The sequence below is a fragment of the Chryseobacterium sp. HNCC26DJ240 genome (assembly GCF_057180485.1).
The window spans coordinates 182,909-202,062 of the sequence record NZ_JBXUGK010000008.1 but is presented as its reverse complement, the minus strand read 5'-3'; the positions used below and the strand labels follow the sequence as shown (position 1 = coordinate 202,062).

At 36.7% G+C, this 19,154-nt stretch carries 15 protein-coding genes; 2 read left to right on the top strand and 13 right to left on the bottom strand.

The annotated features are described in order from the left end of the window. Positions 1-35 precede the first annotated feature (35 nt). From AC2A1G_RS17070 to folE, 5 genes are all read right to left on the bottom strand, one after another. The gene (locus AC2A1G_RS17070) at positions 36-2,690 is read right to left on the bottom strand and encodes a 4-alpha-glucanotransferase (protein WP_484048095.1); all 2,655 of its coding nucleotides are present in this window, start codon (positions 2,688-2,690) and stop codon (positions 36-38) included. 130 nt (positions 2,691-2,820) lie between these two features. Further along, positions 2,821-3,984: a T9SS type A sorting domain-containing protein gene (locus AC2A1G_RS17065; protein WP_484048094.1), complete on the bottom strand. Its 1,164-nt coding sequence runs from the start codon at positions 3,982-3,984 to the stop codon at positions 2,821-2,823. A 247-nt stretch (positions 3,985-4,231) separates the two neighbouring features. After that, the gene (gene cysS, locus AC2A1G_RS17060) at positions 4,232-5,698 is read right to left on the bottom strand and encodes a cysteine--tRNA ligase (protein WP_484048093.1); all 1,467 of its coding nucleotides are present in this window, start codon (positions 5,696-5,698) and stop codon (positions 4,232-4,234) included. 108 nt (positions 5,699-5,806) lie between these two features. Continuing rightward, positions 5,807-6,097 (bottom strand): hypothetical protein, encoded by a 291-nt coding sequence (locus AC2A1G_RS17055; protein ID WP_484048092.1) that lies wholly within the window; start codon positions 6,095-6,097, stop codon positions 5,807-5,809. A gap of 1 nt (position 6,098) precedes the next feature. Further along, positions 6,099-6,767 carry a GTP cyclohydrolase I FolE gene (folE, locus tag AC2A1G_RS17050; protein WP_047447041.1) on the bottom strand — a complete coding sequence of 223 codons (669 nt, stop codon included), beginning with the start codon at positions 6,765-6,767 and terminating at the stop codon, positions 6,099-6,101. A 100-nt stretch (positions 6,768-6,867) separates the two neighbouring features. Here folE and AC2A1G_RS17045 point away from each other — a divergent pair, with 100 nt between their 5' ends. Both AC2A1G_RS17045 and AC2A1G_RS17040 read left to right on the top strand, forming a co-directional pair. Next, entirely contained in the window at positions 6,868-8,019 is a 1,152-nt protein-coding gene (locus AC2A1G_RS17045) for a hypothetical protein (protein WP_484048091.1), read from the top strand. A gap of 18 nt (positions 8,020-8,037) precedes the next feature. After that, entirely contained in the window at positions 8,038-8,529 is a 492-nt protein-coding gene (locus AC2A1G_RS17040; RefSeq protein ID WP_484048090.1) for a hypothetical protein, read from the top strand. A 49-nt stretch (positions 8,530-8,578) separates the two neighbouring features. Here the strand turns inward: AC2A1G_RS17040 and metF are convergent, their stop codons facing one another. From metF to AC2A1G_RS17000, 8 genes are all read right to left on the bottom strand, one after another. Next, positions 8,579-9,535, bottom strand: coding sequence for a methylenetetrahydrofolate reductase [NAD(P)H] (gene metF, locus AC2A1G_RS17035; protein WP_262149436.1), 957 nt, complete (start codon positions 9,533-9,535; stop codon positions 8,579-8,581). Positions 9,536-9,551: 16 nt separating this feature from the next. Beyond that, the gene (locus tag AC2A1G_RS17030; protein WP_484048089.1) at positions 9,552-10,031 is read right to left on the bottom strand and encodes a hypothetical protein; all 480 of its coding nucleotides are present in this window, start codon (positions 10,029-10,031) and stop codon (positions 9,552-9,554) included. 1 nt (position 10,032) lies between these two features. After that, a complete protein-coding gene (gene metH / locus AC2A1G_RS17025) occupies positions 10,033-12,699 on the bottom strand; it encodes a methionine synthase (RefSeq protein WP_484048088.1) in 2,667 nt (888 codons plus the stop codon). Between the two features lie 226 nt (positions 12,700-12,925). Further along, entirely contained in the window at positions 12,926-14,017 is a 1,092-nt protein-coding gene (locus AC2A1G_RS17020; protein ID WP_484048087.1) for a fatty acid desaturase family protein, read from the bottom strand. Positions 14,018-14,080: 63 nt separating this feature from the next. Beyond that, entirely contained in the window at positions 14,081-15,091 is a 1,011-nt protein-coding gene (locus AC2A1G_RS17015; RefSeq protein ID WP_484048086.1) for a homocysteine S-methyltransferase family protein, read from the bottom strand. A 286-nt stretch (positions 15,092-15,377) separates the two neighbouring features. Further along, complete coding sequence (locus AC2A1G_RS17010) at positions 15,378-16,538, bottom strand: O-succinylhomoserine sulfhydrylase (protein ID WP_484048085.1); 1,161 nt, start codon at positions 16,536-16,538, stop codon at positions 15,378-15,380. Between the two features lie 108 nt (positions 16,539-16,646). Next, the gene (locus AC2A1G_RS17005) at positions 16,647-18,182 is read right to left on the bottom strand and encodes an ACT domain-containing protein (protein WP_484048084.1); all 1,536 of its coding nucleotides are present in this window, start codon (positions 18,180-18,182) and stop codon (positions 16,647-16,649) included. Beyond that, positions 18,179-19,123, bottom strand: a complete 945-nt coding sequence (locus tag AC2A1G_RS17000) for an alpha/beta fold hydrolase (protein ID WP_484048083.1) — start codon at positions 19,121-19,123, stop codon at positions 18,179-18,181. Before AC2A1G_RS17000 ends, AC2A1G_RS17005 begins: the two co-directional genes overlap by 4 nt. Between the last annotated feature and the right edge of the window lie 31 nt (positions 19,124-19,154).

Here is a 19,154-nt window from a genome sequence, read left to right as displayed (position 1 = left end):
ATTTAAATTAACTAATTGATAATCAATTGTTAAATTTATAATCTTCCACTGTCTTCAATCCAGTTTTTGATCTTTCCGTTAAAGTTTTCAGCTTTATTCAGTTCTTCAAGCCCCAAATGCATTCTGTATCTCCAGTAGTGCGGGAAAACGGCAGGATTATTAATTCTTTCATTATTAATATTCGGATTTGAAAGTTTCTCATCCGTCGCCAAAAATTCCTGAATCGGGAATATTGACAGCATCGCATCATTGTACAAATGCTGCTTCATGATCATCTCAGCCAAATAGGGCTCAAGATTTTCGGGAGCTTTGCCATGTTGATGAAGCTGCTGATTAAAATATTTCTGAGTAAGATTTGAATCTTCTTTCCACCATTGTCTCAGGGTCGAACTGTCGTGCGACGAAGCCGTCACAACATTTAAATATTCGGTTTTTTTAGGATTGTAAAAAGGAATATTATCTGAAGGCATTCTCTGGACTTTCAAAGCTATAATTGCCAATTCATCCATTACTACAGGAACACAATCCGGTACAAGACCAAGGTCTTCCCCACAAATCAACATTTCTGTAGCATTGAGGATCACCGGAAGTTTTTCCATTGCTTTTTCGTACCATAAACCATCCTGTCTTTTGAAGAAATAGTCATGATATAAATTGTAAATCGTGCGTCTCTCCCAGTCTGAAAGAAACTGATAAGATTCCGTCTTGTAAACATTAAATCTTGGATGATAAACGGTTTCATCATCTTTTTCTTCAGTTAAAAACAAAACGTTAGCCGCCAAAGAAATCAATTGCTCAGCCAGTTCTACTTCGTTCTTGTTTTTCTTAAAATGATCTGAGAGCTTTCTCTGAGTATCAAATTCAGGTTTAAAAGTATAGGTTGCGTTTTGGTTTTTATCTAAAAACTTCAATGCTTCAGACAAGTTTTCACCGAAATATTTATTTAAAATCTGATCGTTGATAAACGGTTTGCAGTAACGGTCAAAATCAAATGGAAGATGAAGTTTTCTGAATTCCTCATCAGTAACAGGAACGGCAGGATAAAAATAGCCCAAAATCCCCTGTGTAGCCGAGATCGGCATCCTCCAAATCCTGAAAAAACCGAGAATGTGGTCGATTCTCATCGCATCAAAATACTGCTCCAACGCTTTGAATCTGTTTTTCCACCATTGGTAGCCGTCATTTTTCATAGCTTCCCAATTGTAAGTGGGAAATTCCCAGTTTTGCCCTAAATCAGTAAACTGATCCGGCGGTGCACCGGCTTGAAAATCCATCCCGAACAATTCAGGTTCCGTCCAAGCTTCAACTGAATAACGGTAAATTCCGATAGGCAAATCTCCTTTGATTGAAATTCCTAAACCATGCATGTAATCAACCGCATCTTTCAACTGCTTATGAAGCTGAAACTGTACCCAAGAGTGTAGCATTACTGACTCGTAATCTTTATTTTTAGCGGTAAAAAGCTGAGAAATTTTTCCGGCAATGTATTTTTTATGGGTTTTCCACTCGCCGAAATATGGAGTTTTGTATTTGTCTCTTAAAACACAAAAGGCAGCATAAGGTGTAAGCCAGCTTTCATTATCTTTTAAAAACTTCTTAAAGTTTCTGTCTTTAAAAATCTTTTCCTTTTGTTCCTCAAAAACGGCTTTTATAAACTTCCATTTTCCGGAGATCATTTTTTCGTAATCGATGAGTTCCAGCGAATTCAGTTCTTCTTTTTGAGCATTGTATTCTTTAACTAAATCCTTCGGCAAATCATAATCTAAATTTGTTAGAGAAAGATATTGCGGATGCAGAGCGTAAACGGAAACCGCTGCATAAGGATAAGAATCTGTCCATGTATAATTGGCAGTCGTGTCGTTGATCGGTAAAATCTGAATAATACCCAGACCAGTTTCCCTGTTCCAGTCTGCAAGTTTTTTCAGATCAGAAAATTCACCTACACCGAAACCATCTTCAGTTCTTAAAGAAAATACAGGCACTGCGACTCCGGCATCGTGATACATCTGATAAGCTTTAAACTTAAAATAATGATCAGCAACAATGTGAAGAACGTCTTTATTAGAATTCGGATAAGCCAGCCTGTTGGCTCCGGATTCTACGTCAATCACCTTTTTTTGAACCGTATCGTAAATGCAGTATTTATATTCTACCGGATAATGCTCAGGAATTTCAACTGAAGCTTCCCAAATACCGAAATCAGTCTGAGAGAAGACAATTGCTCTGTTATAACCCCAATTTCCAAGCGATTCCGAACTTCCGAAAAGTGCTATCTTCCATTCAGGATGATAAACCGGTGCGGAAATTTTGAAAAGGTGGGTATGTTTTTTCAGGATGCTGTTTTTTTCAGGTTTAAAACCTGTCAGCTTATTTTTTAAAATCTTGTTGGTAAGATAATTTTCCGGAAAATTCTTTTTATTCCAGACATCAGTAATCACAAATTCTTTATAATTGTGCGGGAAAGATAGCTCATGACCTACTTCCTCCTCCGAAACAACCTTATTATTGATATCTTTTACAGAATATTTATAGCTGATTTGTTTAGAAAAATAATCGACTTCAGCTTTCCAGATTCCGAAATCGCCGGACTGCATTGGGTAATCCTGCCACTCCTGCCCTTCTGAAGTTACCGATATAAACAAGTTTTCTCCCTGTTTGGTAATATATCTTACACTAAAATATAATTTCATCTAATATATTTTTTGATAAAAATAGTGTTTTATAACTTAAAACAGTGGGTTTTACATATCAATTATTCATTAAAAAAGCCTTTCAAATAAAACTTGAAAGGCTCTTGTAAACAAATAGCAAAATCCGTTTTTATTTTGTTTTTAAAACTTTTTTAGTAGAAATTACTTTACCCGAATTATCAAAAACACTTACTAAATAGGCGCCTTGAGAAAGATTCGACAATTCAATTCTTTCATTAAGATTTCCGTCTTTTACTGATATTTTTTTGCTTAAAACATTCTTACCGGAAAGATCAAAAATTTCAACTTTTATAGTTCCTTTTATTTTAGTCTGATTTAAATTTACAAAAATGAAGTTTTCATCCACTCTGGTCGGATAGATTTCTGCGTTGATTATCGGAGTTTCAACTGCTACTCTGTCATTCAGAAAGTACTTACTCGCCAAATCATAAATGTGAAGATTGGTTTCTCCCGCCAGTTGTTTTGCCTCCAGACTTTCAAAATTCACTTCAAATAAAGCGTTTCCTTTTGCGCTTGCGACAACAATTTTACCTTTAGAATTCACCGCTGCACCGTTCACAGAATAATTTTCCGGAAGACCAGAGATTTTTCCTAAAAAGTAAGCTTCAAGATTTTTTGGAGACACTTTAAACACATTTCCTGAAGCAGCAAAAACATAGAAATTACCTTCTGCATCAGAAATCATATCGCCTCCGAAACCAGTTTCCATCGCAGTAAATGAGTTTTTACCATTGGAAGCAGCGTCTTTCACAATCCCAAGATCCGCAACAGAATACTGTCCGTTTTTCTTTGAGATCTGCAGAAGCTGAGTTCCTGAATTATTAAGAGCATACATTGCTCCGTCATGACCCAAAGTCATTCTCGTAATGTGAGAATTAATGTCGCAGGAAGTTACCTTTGCCACATTATTTTCAACCAAAGTAATCTGTTTTGTTTTCTGATTTAAAACATAGACATTAGAAGAAAACATCGGCATGTAAACCAGATTTTCCTGTGACAAATCTGTTGCCAGTGCAGCCAGATTCATCGCCTGAGAATTGCCGTAAGATGCTTTATCTTCAGCAACTTTGGCTCGTGAATTTTGCGAAAACACTTCAGATTGCGAAACTGAAGTAAAAATCTGCGTTCCAGAACTACCATCCGCATTCATAGAGCGGATATCGTTGAACTCAATTCTTGGAGAATCTTTACCTGCCAGTGCGAAAACATCCTGCTGTGCATTGACTGTATTTCCAAGTACCAGTAAGACAATAGGGAATAAAAGTTTTTTCATATTTTAAAATTTTAAGTGTAATTGTTTTAGTCTTACTAAGTTAAACATTTTTTGAATTGGAAAGAATTTTTTTTTCGAGGTTGAGGTTGAGGTTAAGGCTAAGGTTGAGGTTGAGGCTATGATTGAGAATATTTCATTTGAAAATGGCACAAAAAATCCCGCAGATTTTGAAGATTGAGAAGATGATTGTAGTAAAAATCAGCTTAATCTTTAAAATCTGCAGGAGATTTATTTAAAAGAAATTCTCTTAATTTAAAACGTAAGAGGTCCCGTCTCTTCCGTCTTTCAGTTCAATTCCTTCAGCTAAAAGCTTGTCTCTTATTTGGTCTGAAAGTTCGAAATTCTTAGATTTTCTCGCCTGATTTCTCAGTTCAATTAAAACCTGCAGCGTCTGGTCGAGTTTTTCATTATTGTTTTCTTCAATATTCTGAAGTCCTAAAACATCAAATATCAAAGCATTTAAAGTTGATTTTAAATCTGCTAAATCTTCAGTGGAAACTGTTTCTTTTTCGTCTTTTAGAGCAAAAATAAATTTTACGGCTTCAAACAAATGCGCAATCAGAACCGGTGAATTGAAATCATCGGTCAAAGCATCATAAGCCTTGGTTTTCCATTCTTTTAGATTAAAACCAGATTCTTTTTGATCATTTGGTGTGATGGAATTTAAAACTTTTACAGCTTCCATCAACCTTGTGAAGCCTTTTTCACTCGCCAACATCGCATCATTGGAAATATCCAAAACGCTTCTGTAATGTGCCTGTAAAAAGCAAAAACGAACGATCGTGGGATGAAAAGGCTTTTCAAAGAAATCATTTTCTCCGGAAACCAACTGTTTAGGTAAAATATAATTTCCGGTCGACTTGCTCATACGCTGGGAATTCATCGTCAGCATGTTGGCGTGCATCCAGTAGTTTACAGGTTCCACTTCATTGCAGGCTTTCCCCTGTGCGATTTCACATTCGTGGTGTGGAAATTTAAGATCCATTCCGCCTCCGTGGATATCGAATTTGTCGCCCAGATATTTTGTACTCATTGCAGTACATTCAAGGTGCCATCCTGGGAAACCTTCTCCCCAAGGTGAATTCCAACGCATAATATGAGCTGGAGAGGCTTTTTTCCATAAAGCAAAATCCTGTGGATTTTTCTTTTCGCCCTGTCCGTCGAGGTCTCTGGTGTTGGCAAAAAGTTCTTCAATATTACGTTTTGAAAGTTCGCCGTAATTTAATCCTCTTGCATTATATTCTAAAACATCAAAATAAACCGAACCATTGCTTTCGTAAGCGAAACCTTTTTCGATTAATTTTTGAGTTAATTCAATCTGTTCAACGATGTGGCCTGTTGCTGTGGGCTCAATATTCGGAGGAAGCAGATTAAACATTTCCAAAACTTTATGGAAATCTACCGTATATTTTTGTACGATTTCCATTGGTTCCAGTTTTTCAAGACGGGTTTGTTTTACAAAACGGTCATTATTGACATCTCCGTCATCGGTCAAGTGACCTGCATCGGTAATGTTTCTTACGTAACGCACTTTGTAGCCCAAATGCATTAAGCTTCTGTAAATAAAATCGAAGGAAAGGAAAGTTCGTACATTTCCTAAATGCACATTGCTGTAAACGGTCGGTCCGCAGACGTACATTCCGACGTTATTTTCGTGGATTGGAGTGAATATTTCTTTTTCTCCAGTAAGCGAGTTGTATATTTTTAATTGCATCTTTATATAAATGATGATTGATAATTGATGATTGATTTTAAAATTTATTCAAAGAAAAATCATTTACAACAGACGATTGTTGCAATAAAAATTTTATTTGAAACTGTTTTAAATTTTATCATTTAATTTATTTTTAAGTAAAGATGAAAGCTCCTCGTAAAAACTAAAATCTTCTTTCAAACTTTTGTCATCCGTTGGGAAAAATGAAATTCCTAGCATTGGAATCTGATGTAAAGTATAAAAGTATTTATTTATACTAAAATCATAATATTTTGTATCAAAACCGTCGTCTATTTTTTCAATTAAAACTCCCTTATAATGATTAAGAATTTCTTTAATTAGAAAATCAAATACAAAGTTATTAGCTTCTTTATAGAGAACAATTCCATTTTTTTTCATTTTAATAATCCAATTTCGCATGACTTCCTACGTAATGAAGGAATTCCTGTCTCGTGATAGGATTGGTTCTGAAAATTCCGCTTAATTCTGCCGTTATCGTTGAACTTGCGGTATCCTTTATTCCTCTGCAATTCACGCAAAGGTGTTTTGCATCGATGATACAGGCTACATTTTGAGTTCCCAACGCATCTTTCAACGCATCGACAATCTGCATCGTTAATCTCTCCTGAACCTGCGGTCTTTTTGCGTAATAATCAACGATTCTGTTAATTTTTGAAAGTCCTATCACATCACCACTTGAAATATAGGCAACGTGCGCTCTTCCGATGATTGGCAAAAAGTGATGCTCGCAGAATGAATAAACCGTGATATCTTTTTCCACCAACATCTGGCGGTATTTGTATTTGTTTGAAAATGTAGAAATTCCTGGTTTGTTTTCCGGAAGAAGCCCGCCAAAAATTTCGTTGACATACATTTTTGCAACTCTTTTAGGCGAATCTTTTAATGAATCATCGGTCATATCAAGACCCAAAGTTTCCATGATTTCTCCGAAGAGTTGGGTAATTTTTTCTATTTTTTCCTGTGGCGATTTCTCAAAGGCATCTTCACGAATCGGCGTATGCTCTTTCCCTGTGAAAATATCATCATCGTTATCGGTAAAATCAACCATTTTTATTTATTTTGCAACAAAAATACGGATAAAATTAATTCTATATTTTAATTTGCCCCAAATTTGAATTACCTTTCACCTCATATTAGCCTGAAAAATTATGATCATTGCAGAAGAAGTACTGAATAGCGCACAAAAAAAGGAATTTCTGGAGTTTCCAGCGAGACTTTACAAAGATGACAGAGCGTATATCCGGCCTTTAGACAAAGACATTGAAAGCGTTTTTGACAACAGCAAAAACAAGTGTTTCACAACTGGTGAAAGCAAAAGATTTCTGTTTAAAAAAGATCATAAAACAGTTGGAAAAGTTTCCGTTTTTATCAATAAACAATACATCGAAAAACAGCCAACCGGCGGGATCGGATTTTTCGACTGCATCAACGATCAGGAGACTGCCAATTTCATATTTGACCACTGCAAAAAATGGCTTCAGGAAAGAGGGATGGAAGCGATGGACGGCTCAATAAATTTCGGGGAACGCGACAGATTCTGGGGTGTTTTGATTGAAGGTTTTTCTGAACCTCTGTACGGGATGAATTATAATTTCCCTTACTACAAAGATCTTTTTGAAAATTATGGTTTTCAGATTTACTATAACCAATTGTGTTTCAGCAGAAAAGCTCATGCTCCTACCTCAAGGATTTTTAATATTATGCACGCCAAACATTCTAAAAACGAAAATTTTTCTTCAAAGCGCGTAACGAAAGGCAATATCGATAAGTTTGCAAAAGATTTTTATACAATTTACAATAAATCATGGGAGAGCCACGGTGGCGGGAAGCAAATGTCTCTGGACGACGTCAAGAAGCTTTTCAACACCATGAAGCCTGTTATGAATGAACATATTGCGTGGTTCGCTTATGAAAATGAAAATCCGATTGCGATGTGGATCAATATTCCGGATCTGAACCAATGGTTTAAATATCTTGACGGGAAATTCAGTATTATTGATAAACTGAAGTTTCTTTATTACAAAACATTTAAACATAATTCAAAATTCGTTGGTTTAATTTTTGGTGTTCTTCCGGAATGGCAAAATAAAGGTGTGGAAGGTTATCTGATTGTGGAAGCTGCCAATCATTTCCGTGTCGCAACAAAATTTGAAGATTTTGAGATGCAGTGGATTGGTGATTTTAATCCAAAAATGCTCGGTTTGGCTAAACATTTAGAGACTGAAGTGACGCGAAAGCTGGCAACCTACCGATATTTATTTGACCGAACAAAGGAGTTTGAGAAACATCCTGCAGTTTAAAATTTAAAAAATCAAATCATGGAACCATTAATTTTTGTCGTTATCCTATTTTTCATTTTTCTGCTTTCCATTCCTGCAATTATTTTTCTGGTCGCTTACCTAGCTGCACAGAGCAGAAAGAAAAAACAGAAAATTCTTTTGGAACAAATTGGAATTCCGGAGTATCATGCTTTTGTAAGGTATAATCTGGGGAACGCGCAAAACGAGTTTTTCAAACTGAAAGCATTCCAGGGAAGCGGGATTATTTATATTGAAGACCGAAAAATAGTTTTCAGGGATACTTTAAATCAACATCCACACACGTTCAATTTAGATGAAGCTTCAATAAAATGGGAAGACATCAATCTTGTAAATGGTCTGTTGAAATGGTTTTCAGTAAGCGATGAAACGAAGAAATATTTCTTTAACATCGACAGCGGAATGTTTATTTTTAATACCAATTCTTCAAAACCGACGACGAAAAGTGTTTTTGATAAACTGATTCAATACCAAACAGAATACAAACAATAAGGCCTCGGAAAAATTCCCGAAGCCTTATCTTTTCACTTTTACTGACTATTTAGAATAGCTCACCGGCTACTTTTTTAATATTATCACTTTTACCCATCGAGTAAAAATGTAAAACGGGAACTCCAAAATCGAGCAATTCCCTGCACTGGCTAATGGCCCATTCCACGCCGATTTGTTTTACTGCTTCATTATTTTTTGCGCTTTCTACAGCGTTGATTAAGTCTTCAGGCAAATCTATCTTGAAAACCTGTGGCAGTAATTTTAAATGCTTTTTAGTGGCAATCGGTTTAATTCCCGGAATAATTGGAACAGTGATTCCCATTTCTCTTGCTTTGGTTACAAATTCGATATATTTTTTATTGTCAAAAAACATTTGGGTTACGATGTAATCTGCTCCTGCATCTACTTTTTGTTTGAGCCATTTCAAATCGTAATTCATAGACGGAGCCTCCATGTGTTTTTCGGGATAACCGGCAACTCCGATGCAGAATTTGTTGTTATCATCGCAAGCCTGATCGTCGTGAAGATATTTTCCTCTTCCCAAATTATTGATTTGATTCACCAAATCCATTGCGCTGGCGTGCCCGCCTGGGGTTGCTTCGAAATACTGATGTCCTTTCATCGCGTCGCCACGAAGCGCCATGATGTTGTCGATTCCCAGATACATACAGTCTACCAAAAGGTATTCTGTTTCTTCTTTGGTGAAACCACCACAAAGCAAGTGAGGAACGGTATCGACGCCATACTTATGCTGAATTGCCGCACAAATTCCCAACGTTCCGGGACGCATTCTTGTAATTCGGCGTTCCATTAAACCGTTTCCTTTGTCGATATAGATGTATTCTTCTCTTGAAGTCGTCACGTCGATGAATGGAGGTTTAAACTCCATCAAAGGATCGATGTTGGTATATAAATCTTCGATCCCAATCCCTTTTTGAGGCGGAACTACCTCCAAAGAAAATAAGGTTTTGCCGTTGGCGTTTTTTATGTGGTCTGTGATTTTCATTTATTATAATAGTCGTTTAATTTTTGTATATCCAGTCAGTAATTAATTTGTTTGATTCTCCACATCGAGCGTAAGAATCGAGTGGAAAAGAAATTTTAAATCTGTATTTTCGGTCATTAAAGGTTTCGAAAAAATCAGTCGATTGCAATACAGCAAGATCAGATTTGATATCAACTGTGTAAATATTGGTTTTAGCAGGTTTAAGCTTTATTGATTTATCTTTAAAATCAAAACAATCAATATCTTTTTCGGCTAAATTTATTTTTTCAAAAGATTTTTTACTTTCATTATACATTTCCAGATCGATCAATCTCATATTACACAAATTAATTTTTTTCGGAATTTTGAAAGATTGAGAGTCTGTGTTTTTAATTGTTAATTTAAATTTTCCTGTCTCTTTTAAATTTTCTGAATTGATGGCTACCTGATATTTACAGTTCTGCGCAAGCGAAAAACTGTAGATCATAAAAATTGTAAAAGAAAAAAGTTTTTTCATTTTAAATTCCATCTGCCAAATTAGGGTTCAGCCATTTTCTGGCTTCCTGTAAAGAAATTCCTTTTCTTACAGCATATTCTTTTAATTGGTCTTCTGAAATTTTTCCTAAACCAAAATATTTGGCGTGCGGACTTCCAAAATAATATCCGGAAACGGCTGCTGTCGGGAACATCGCTAAACTTTCAGTAAGATAAACCCCGATTTCTTCTTCCACTTTTAAAAGATCCCAGATGGCATGCTTTTCCAAATGGTCCGGACACGCGGGATAGCCCGGAGCAGGACGAATTCCTTTGTATTTTTCGGCAATCAATTCTTCGTTACTTAAGTTTTCCTGATTGGCGTAACCCCAGTATTCTGTACGGACTTTTTTGTGCAAAAATTCGGCGTATGCTTCCGCAAAACGGTCGGCGATCGCTTTTACCATGATGGCGTTGTAATCGTCATTGTCTTTTTCATACTGATCAGACAGTTCATCCGTTCCGAAACCTGTGCATACGCAGAACGCGCCCATGTAGTCGGTCTTTCCTGAACTTTTCGGAGCGATAAAATCGCTTAATGCGATATAATCTTTGCCTTTCGATTTTTGAACCTGTTGTCTCAGCGTTAAAAACTTAACTTTTTCCTGATCATTTTCATCATAAATTAAAATGTCATCGGTTTCATTTGAATTGGCTTTAAAAATTCCGAAGACCGCTTTGGCCACCAAGAGTTTTTCATCAACAATTTTCTTTAAAATTTTCTGTCCGTCTGCAAACAGTTCTTTTGCCTGCTCGCCAACAACCTCATCATCAAAAATATTCGGATATTTCCCGTGAAGATCCCAGCTTCTGAAAAACGGCGACCAGTCGATAAACGGAATCAATTCTTCTAAATCCTGATTTTCAAAAACCTGAATTCCTAAATTATTTGGAGTGAAAATTTCTTCGTTTTCCCAATCGATTTTGAACTTATCCTTTCGTGCGTCTTCCAATGGCACATAGTTTTTATCAACCTGTCTGTTCAAAAACTTTTCACGGAAATCTGAATAGTCATTTTTTAAATCATCAACATATTCTTTATTACGATCTCCCAACAATGAACTCACAACATTAACCGCTCTGGATGCATCATTCACGTGAACGACGGCGTTTTTATATTTTAAATCTATTTTTACAGCCGTGTGAGCCTTGGAAGTTGTCGCACCACCGATCAGCAAAGGGAAATTTAAATTCTGCCTTTCCAGTTCTGATGCGATGTACACCATTTCATCCAAACTTGGCGTAATCAGTCCGCTCAAACCAATGACATCGACGTTGTGGTCAATCGCTGCCTGAATAATTTTCTCGGCTGGAACCATCACGCCTAAATCAACAATATCGTAATTGTTACAACCCAAAACCACACTCACAATATTTTTTCCGATATCGTGAACGTCGCCTTTTACGGTTGCCATCAAAATTTTTCCGTTGGGTTTCTGAGCGACGTCTTTTTCAGCTTCGATAAATGGCTGCAGATAAGCAACCGCTTTTTTCATCACACGGGCAGATTTCACGACCTGCGGAAGGAACATTTTTCCTGCACCGAAAAGATCTCCTACAACACCCATTCCGGTCATCAGATTGACTTCGATCACGTGAAGAGGGCGGTCAGCAAGCAATCTGGCTTCTTCCACATCTTCTTCTATGAATCGGTCAATCCCTTTAACTAAAGAGTGCGTGATTCTTTCCTGTAATGAATGAGTACGCCATTCGAGCTCCTCAACTTTTTCTTTTTTAACAGATTTATTCCGTTCAGAATAATCCAAAAGTCTCTCTGTAGCATCTTCTCTTTTGTCGAGAATAACATCTTCAACGAGCTCGAGAAGTTCTTTATTAATTTCATCATAAACTTCAAGCAATGCAGGATTTACGATTCCCATGTTCATCCCCGCCTGAATCGCGTGATACAGAAAAACCGAGTGCATCGCTTCACGCACCGTATCATTTCCACGAAACGAAAACGAAACATTGGAAACTCCTCCACTCACCGAAGCATAAGGAAGATTCTGTCTAACCCATCTCGTCGCTTCGATGAAATCGATTGCGTTTCGACGGTGCTCATCCATACCAGTGGCTACAGGGAAAATATTTAAATCGAAAATAATATCTTCAGCAGGAAAACGAACAATTTCGGTTAAAATTTTATAACTTCTTTCGCAGATTTCGAGCCTTCTGTCGTACGTATCGGCCTGCCCTACCTCATCAAAAGCCATAACAATCACGGCTGCTCCGTATCTTTTAATGGTTTTTGCCTGTTTAATGAATTCTTCTTCACCGCCTTTCAAACTGATGGAATTCACCACGCATTTTCCCTGAACAACCTGCAAACCTGCTTCCAGAATTTCCCATTTGGAAGAATCTACCATAATTGGGATTTTGGAAATATCAGGTTCGGAACCAATCAAATTCAGGAATTTAATCATGGAAGCTTTTCCGTCGATCAAACCGTCGTCAAAATTCACATCAAGAATCTGAGCACCGCCATCCACCTGATCTCTTGCGATATCTAAGGCTTCAGAAAATTTCTCTTCTTTTATTAATCTTAAAAACTTTTTAGATCCGGCAACGTTGGTTCTTTCGCCCACGTTGATAAAATTTGATTCCGGAGTAATAATCAGAGGTTCCAGCCCTGATAATTTTAAATATTTCATTTTTATTTAATGTAACAATTTATCAATTTAGCAGTATACCAATGTTTGGAATTGATAAATTGATTTGTTTTTAATTTAAATTTTTAATCATCATTTTGAACATTAAGTGCACTAAGTTTTTAATGCTTATTGTTTTAAGTTTCACGAAGCGGTAAACCTCTAAAAGCACGCTAAGTTCTTTATCATAAACAGTACTCAATATTCATCTTTTTTTATTTTAAACCATTTATTCTTCTAAAATAAAATAAGCGTTGTTCGCATTTTGCTTCAGCAAATCGACGTGTTTGCCTAAAGCGGTAAACATTGGAAAGCGTTTGTAACCCAGATTGTTTTCTTTAGCAAACTGCTCAATTTCCTCTGTAATTTCGTTGTAATACATATAGCTGTAGTTTGGGAAAAGATGGTGGGCAACGTGAAAGTTGAAATTTCCCAACACATTTCTCACAAACCAGTTGTTTTCTTTTAAATCATTCGTCACTTCTAGCTGATGACGGATCCAGCTGAACGGGAGTCCGTTTTTTTCATCCAATTTCGGAAAGGCATTGTCTGGCAGCGGATGTAGTGGCAACAGTACAAAAAGCGCAAAAATGCTCGCTGCAATTACCTGTAAAAACCATGCACCCAAAGCCAACCCCAAAGAAACCTTTAAAAATAAAACCGGCACGGCGATTTGGTAGAAAAAGTAAAATAACTTAAAGCAAATCATCTTAATTTTCTCTGAAACCGGAATCTTGCCCTGCGTTTTTAAAATCACTCTGTCGTTATCAAAAAAATCTCTGAAATCTCTGATAAACATCCAATTGAACAGATATAAAGGATACACCAGAAAGAAAAAGAAGTGTTGGTATTTCTGAACTCCTTTAGCCTTGATCCATGGCACGATCAGTAAAAGACCGCTCTGCTCGATGTCTGTATCCCAGCCGTCAACATTCGGATAGGCGTGATGCGCTGCGATATGTCTTTTTTTCCAGATGTAGGAATTGGCTCCCACAAAATCGAAAATCTGCAGCACAAAACTGTTGAGTTTTTTATTTTTAAAAATATTGTTGTGAGCCGCCTCGTGAATCAGATTTAAATAGATTAAAACCAGAGAAATTCCCATCAGAACAAAACTGGAAATGTAAACCCAAGGTCTGTCTGCATTGAAAAGTGCAAACACATACAAACAAAAATAGACCAAAGGCAAAATAATGGCTTTGATCTGGATGTAAACATCTCTGTTTTTGGGAAGTGTTTCTACGCGCTCGTTCACTCTTTTTCTCAGTTCATTAAACAGTTTTGTATCGTCGGAATTTTTAAGGTAAAGTGGCTTGTCCATAAGATTGTTGATTTGATTTAAAAAAAGTTTTCACACTCATTCTAAATTTTCAACAATCAAAAATCATACAAAATCCTTCACTTTTCTCGGTTCGTATTTATCGACCAGTTCGGCAATCGCCTTGATATGTTCAGGCGTTGTACCACAGCATCCGCCGATGATATTGATCAATCCTTTTTCCACATATTCTCTGATCTGAGCAGCCATCTGATCAGGCGATTCATCGTACTGACCGAAAGCATTCGGAAGACCCGCGTTCGGATAAGCCGAAACGTGGAATTCTGAATTGTGCGCCAGTGTTTCCAGATAAGGTGTCAGCTGATTGGCTCCCAAGGCGCAGTTGAAACCTACGCTCAGTAAATTTAAATGCGAAACTGAAATTAAAAATGCTTCAGCTGTCTGCCCGCTCAATGTTCTTCCTGAGGCATCGGTAATCGTTCCCGAAACCATAATCGGAATCTGAATTCCTCTTTCCTCCTGAATTTCGTCAATGGCAAACAATGCCGCTTTTGCATTCAGTGTATCGAAAATAGTTTCTACCAGAAGAATGTCTGAACCTCCATCTAACAAAGCTTCCGACTGTTGTTTGTAAGCAAGTCTCAAGTCTTCAAAAGTAATTGCACGATAACCTGGATCGTTGACATCCGGACTTAAACTTGCTGTTCTATTGGTTGGTCCGATGGAACCTGCAACAAATCTCGGTTTATCAGGATTCAGTGCGGTAAACTCGTCACAAACTTTTCTGGCGATTTTAGCTGACTCATAGTTAAGTTCGTACACCAGATCTTCCATATGGTAATCTGCCATTGCGATGGTCGTTCCGGAAAAGGTGTTGGTTTCAAGAATATCGGCTCCGGCTTCCAGATATTTCCTGTGAACTTCCTCAATCGCGTGAGGTTGCGTTAAAGAAAGCAGGTCATTATTCCCCTTTACAGGATGTTCCCAGTCTTTGAAACGCTCACCACGGTAATCTTCTTCTTCAAATTTATACCGCTGAAGCATGGTTCCCATTGCTCCGTCGAGAATAAGGATTCTCTCGGAAAGGGCTTTGTATAGTTGTTCAGAATTTTTCATTTTATTTATTATGACATATTTTTAATAGGATTACATCCTATTCTCTTTTAAATCGTCCCTTTGGGACTTCGGTCTAAATATGACCTTTGTTTTTTCCAATCATTTTCGTTCGTGAATTGGGGAACAAATCCTCAACATAGCCCCGATGGAAACGGCATCCTTTTTTGTTGCAGACGCAGCGGAGCGGAGACTGTGACAAAAAAGATATAGTGGACAGCGGGTAAGACTTTTGTTTTGAAGCCATCTTTTGTTGCTCCCAAAATATTTATCTCTGCTTAGAATGATATCATCCCAGCGCCTGCTTTAAATCTGCAATAATATCATCTACATTTTCCAGACCAACAGAGCAGCGAACCAATCCTGCAGTAATTCCCACCTCATTTCTTTCTTCATCAGACAACTTGGAGTGCGTTGTGGATGCCGGATGCGTCACAATGGTTCGGGTATCGCCGAGATTGGCAGACAGCGAGCACATTTTTATTTTATCTAAAAAGTTTCTTCCGCCTTCAATACCGCCTTTGATCTCGAAAGCGACAACGTTCCCGCCCAACTTCATTTGTTTTTTGGCAATCTCATAACTCGGGTGCGATTTTAAAAACGGATATTTTACCAATTCCACATTAGGATGATTTTCTAAAAACTCTGCTACTTTCAAGGCATTCTCGCAGTGTCTTTCTACACGAATCGCCAAAGTCTCTAAACTTTTCGACAAAACCCAAGCATTGAAAGGCGACATTGCAGGACCCGTATTTCTGGCAAAAAGATAAATTTCTCTTATTAAATCTTCTCTTCCAACGGCTACTCCACCCAAAACACGTCCCTGACCGTCAATCAGTTTCGTGGCTGAATGAACGACCAAATCAGCACCATATTTTATCGGTTGCTGAAGGTAAGGCGTGGCAAAACAGTTATCTACAATGAAAATAAGATTGTGTTTTTTGGCAATCTGTCCAAAATATTCTAAATCTAAAATTTCAATGGCAGGATTGGTCGGCGTTTCCAAATACAGAATTTTTGTGTTGGGCTTGATGTAATTTTCTACATTTTCAGAATCTTCGGCTTTGAAATAGGTCGTCTCAATATTCCATTTTGGGAAATATTTTGTGAACAATGTGTGCGTAGACCCGAAAACCGACTGACAACTCACAATATGATCTCCTGCATTCAGCAAAGTCGCAAAAGTTGAATAAATAGCCGCCATTCCGGTTGCGAAAGCATATCCTGCCTCAGCACCTTCCATTTTGACGATTTTATCTGTGAATTCCGTTACATTCGGATTTGAAAATCTGCTGTATAAATTCTTCTGCTTTTCTTCGGCAAAACTCGCCCTCATATCTTCCGCATCCTGAAAAATGAAGCTGGATGTTAAATAAAGCGGCGTAGAATGCTCATCAAACTGAGTTCTTTCGGTTTGAGTTCTTATGGCAAAGGTTTCAAAATTATCCATATTATTTTTTTTAATGTAACAATGTATCAGTTTAATAGTTTACCAATTTTGGCAGCGTTTTAAATTGTTACATTGCTACATTGTTATATTGTTATATTGTTACATTACTTATTTCGTTGCACTGATTCTTAAAATATCTCCAAAAACGCCTCTTGCTGTAACCTGAGCTCCGGCTCCGGCACCCATGATAACGATTGGGTGTTCACCATAACTTTCGGTGTAAATTTCAAAAATTGAATCTGAACCTTTTAATTGTCCAAGAGCCGAAGTTGCAGGTACAGAAATTAACTTTACATCCAATTCGCCTTTGTCTTTTTGTAAATCACCGTGCAAATCTCCTACATATCTTAAAACATGGTTAGGCTCTTGATTTTCTTTTATTTTCTGATATTCTTCATCTAATTCTTCAAGTTTCTCAAGGAATTCTGATTTTGAAATCGAACTTAATGCTTCAGGAACTAAATTCTGAATGTTGATATCTTCAAATTCATTAATCAAATCTAATTCTCTTGCTAAAATCAAAAGTTTTCTTGCCACATCATTTCCTGACAAATCTTCTCTTGGATCGGGCTCTGTATAACCCTTTTCCAAAGCTTCGTTGATGATGGTTGAGAATTTATCGTCTCTCAAAGAAAAATTATTAAAAACATAGCTCAAAGTTCCTGAAAAAACGCCTTTTATTCTGGTAATATTTTCTCCTGAAAGATGAAGTAATTTTATCGTATCGATTAATGGCAAACCTGCACCAACATTGGTTTCGTACAAATACTGCTTTTTATTTTTTTCTAAAGATTTACGTAAATTTCTGTATTTTGAAATCGGAAGTGTGTTGTAAATTTTATTGGATGAAACCACATCAAAACCATTATCAACAAACACATCATAATGTTTCACAAAATCTTTGCTCGCTGTATTATCCACCATCACAAGGTTTTCCAAATGATGTTCTTTGGCGTATTTTATCAACGCATCAACATTAGAATCTACCTGAGAATAATTCATTTTCTGTCTCCAGTCGCTTCCGAAACCACCTTTGTTTAAAGCCATTTTCTTTGAATTGACAACAGCAACTACTTTTAATTCCAGTCTTTTTCTGGTTAATATATCGTGTGCAGAATCCAAAATTTGTTCTATCAAAGTTCCGCCCACATTTCCGTGACCAATCAATGCCAAATGAACGACTTTTGGTTTACCGAAAATTTCCGTTTCAACAATATTTTTAGCGATTTCTGTCTGACTTTCCATTACTACGATATTCACCCTTCCGGCTGAGGCGATTTGGTTCAGCAATAATGGGAAAATTTTGTTTCGTTGCAATTCAGATAGGATTTTACTGTAATTTTCAGATACAAAACCGATTACTGCGACATTATTGACACTGTAGATATTGCTTACAATAGCATTTTCTTTTTCTTTTTTAAATTCTTCTGAAAGAACTCTCACCGCATCCTGCGCATCTTTTTCGTCTACCAAAACAGAAATTCCGTTTTCAATTGCCTGTTGGGAAATTACACCCACACTGATTCCTTCTTCATTTAAACGTTTAAAAATTCTGGAATCAATCCCAATTTGGCCAAGAAAATCTCTGCCCTCGAAATTTACCAGTGCTTTGCTTTGATAGATGTTTATTGTTTCTGTCGTCATATTTTCAGAATAGATTTTATGATGTTATTTAATTGTTCGTACTCCATTAAAAAGGCATCGTGCCCATGAATTGATTTGATTTCGTGATAAAAAACGTTTTCTTTTTCTTCTTTTAAAGTTTTAAAACACATTCGGATTTCCGAGGGAGGGAAGAAAAGATCGGTATTTACAGCGACCAGATGAATTTCTGCTTTAATATTTTTCAGTTCGTTTTTATCTGCATTGATATTCATCAGTAAATGATTCATTAATTGATAAGATTTTAAACTAAATCTATCATTTAAGGCATTTCCGTGATAAACAAGCCAATCTTCAGATTCTAACTTCTGCTTTTCTGTATTGAATCGAGTTTGAAATCTATCATTTAATGATTCCGGTGTACGATAGCACAACATCGCATGAATTCTGGCTTTTTGCAATGGTTCATCATTTTGATTTAATAAAAATTTCTGAACCAGACATTGTGCATGAAGCCAGTCATGGGTTTTAAAATCGCAGGCAATAGGAATGAAAATTTCGGCAAGATTAGGTTGTTTCACCAACATTTCCCAGCCAATCCCGCCACCTAGAGAACCTCCGATAATAGCGTGTAAATTTTTAATATTTAAAATTTCAAGACCTTGTAAAAAGATATTTGCAATATCTGAAGGTGTGAAATCTTCGTAATCTTCAATTAAAAAACCGTCATATCCGTTTCCGGGAATATTGAAACACAAAACAGTATATTTTTCAGTATCGATGATTTGATTTTCGCCAATAAGTTTTTTCCACCATCCTTTATTTCCAGAAACTTCTGAATTTCCGGTTAAAGCATGATTTACTAAAATAATGGGTGCAGAAAACAGGTCTTTCCCAAAAAGCTGGTAGCTCAATGAGATATGGCATTCCTTTTGGGAATGGGTTTGATACGAAAAATTGATATAGTTTAATTTTGATTCCAATTCTATTATCTTTTAAATAATACAATTGAAA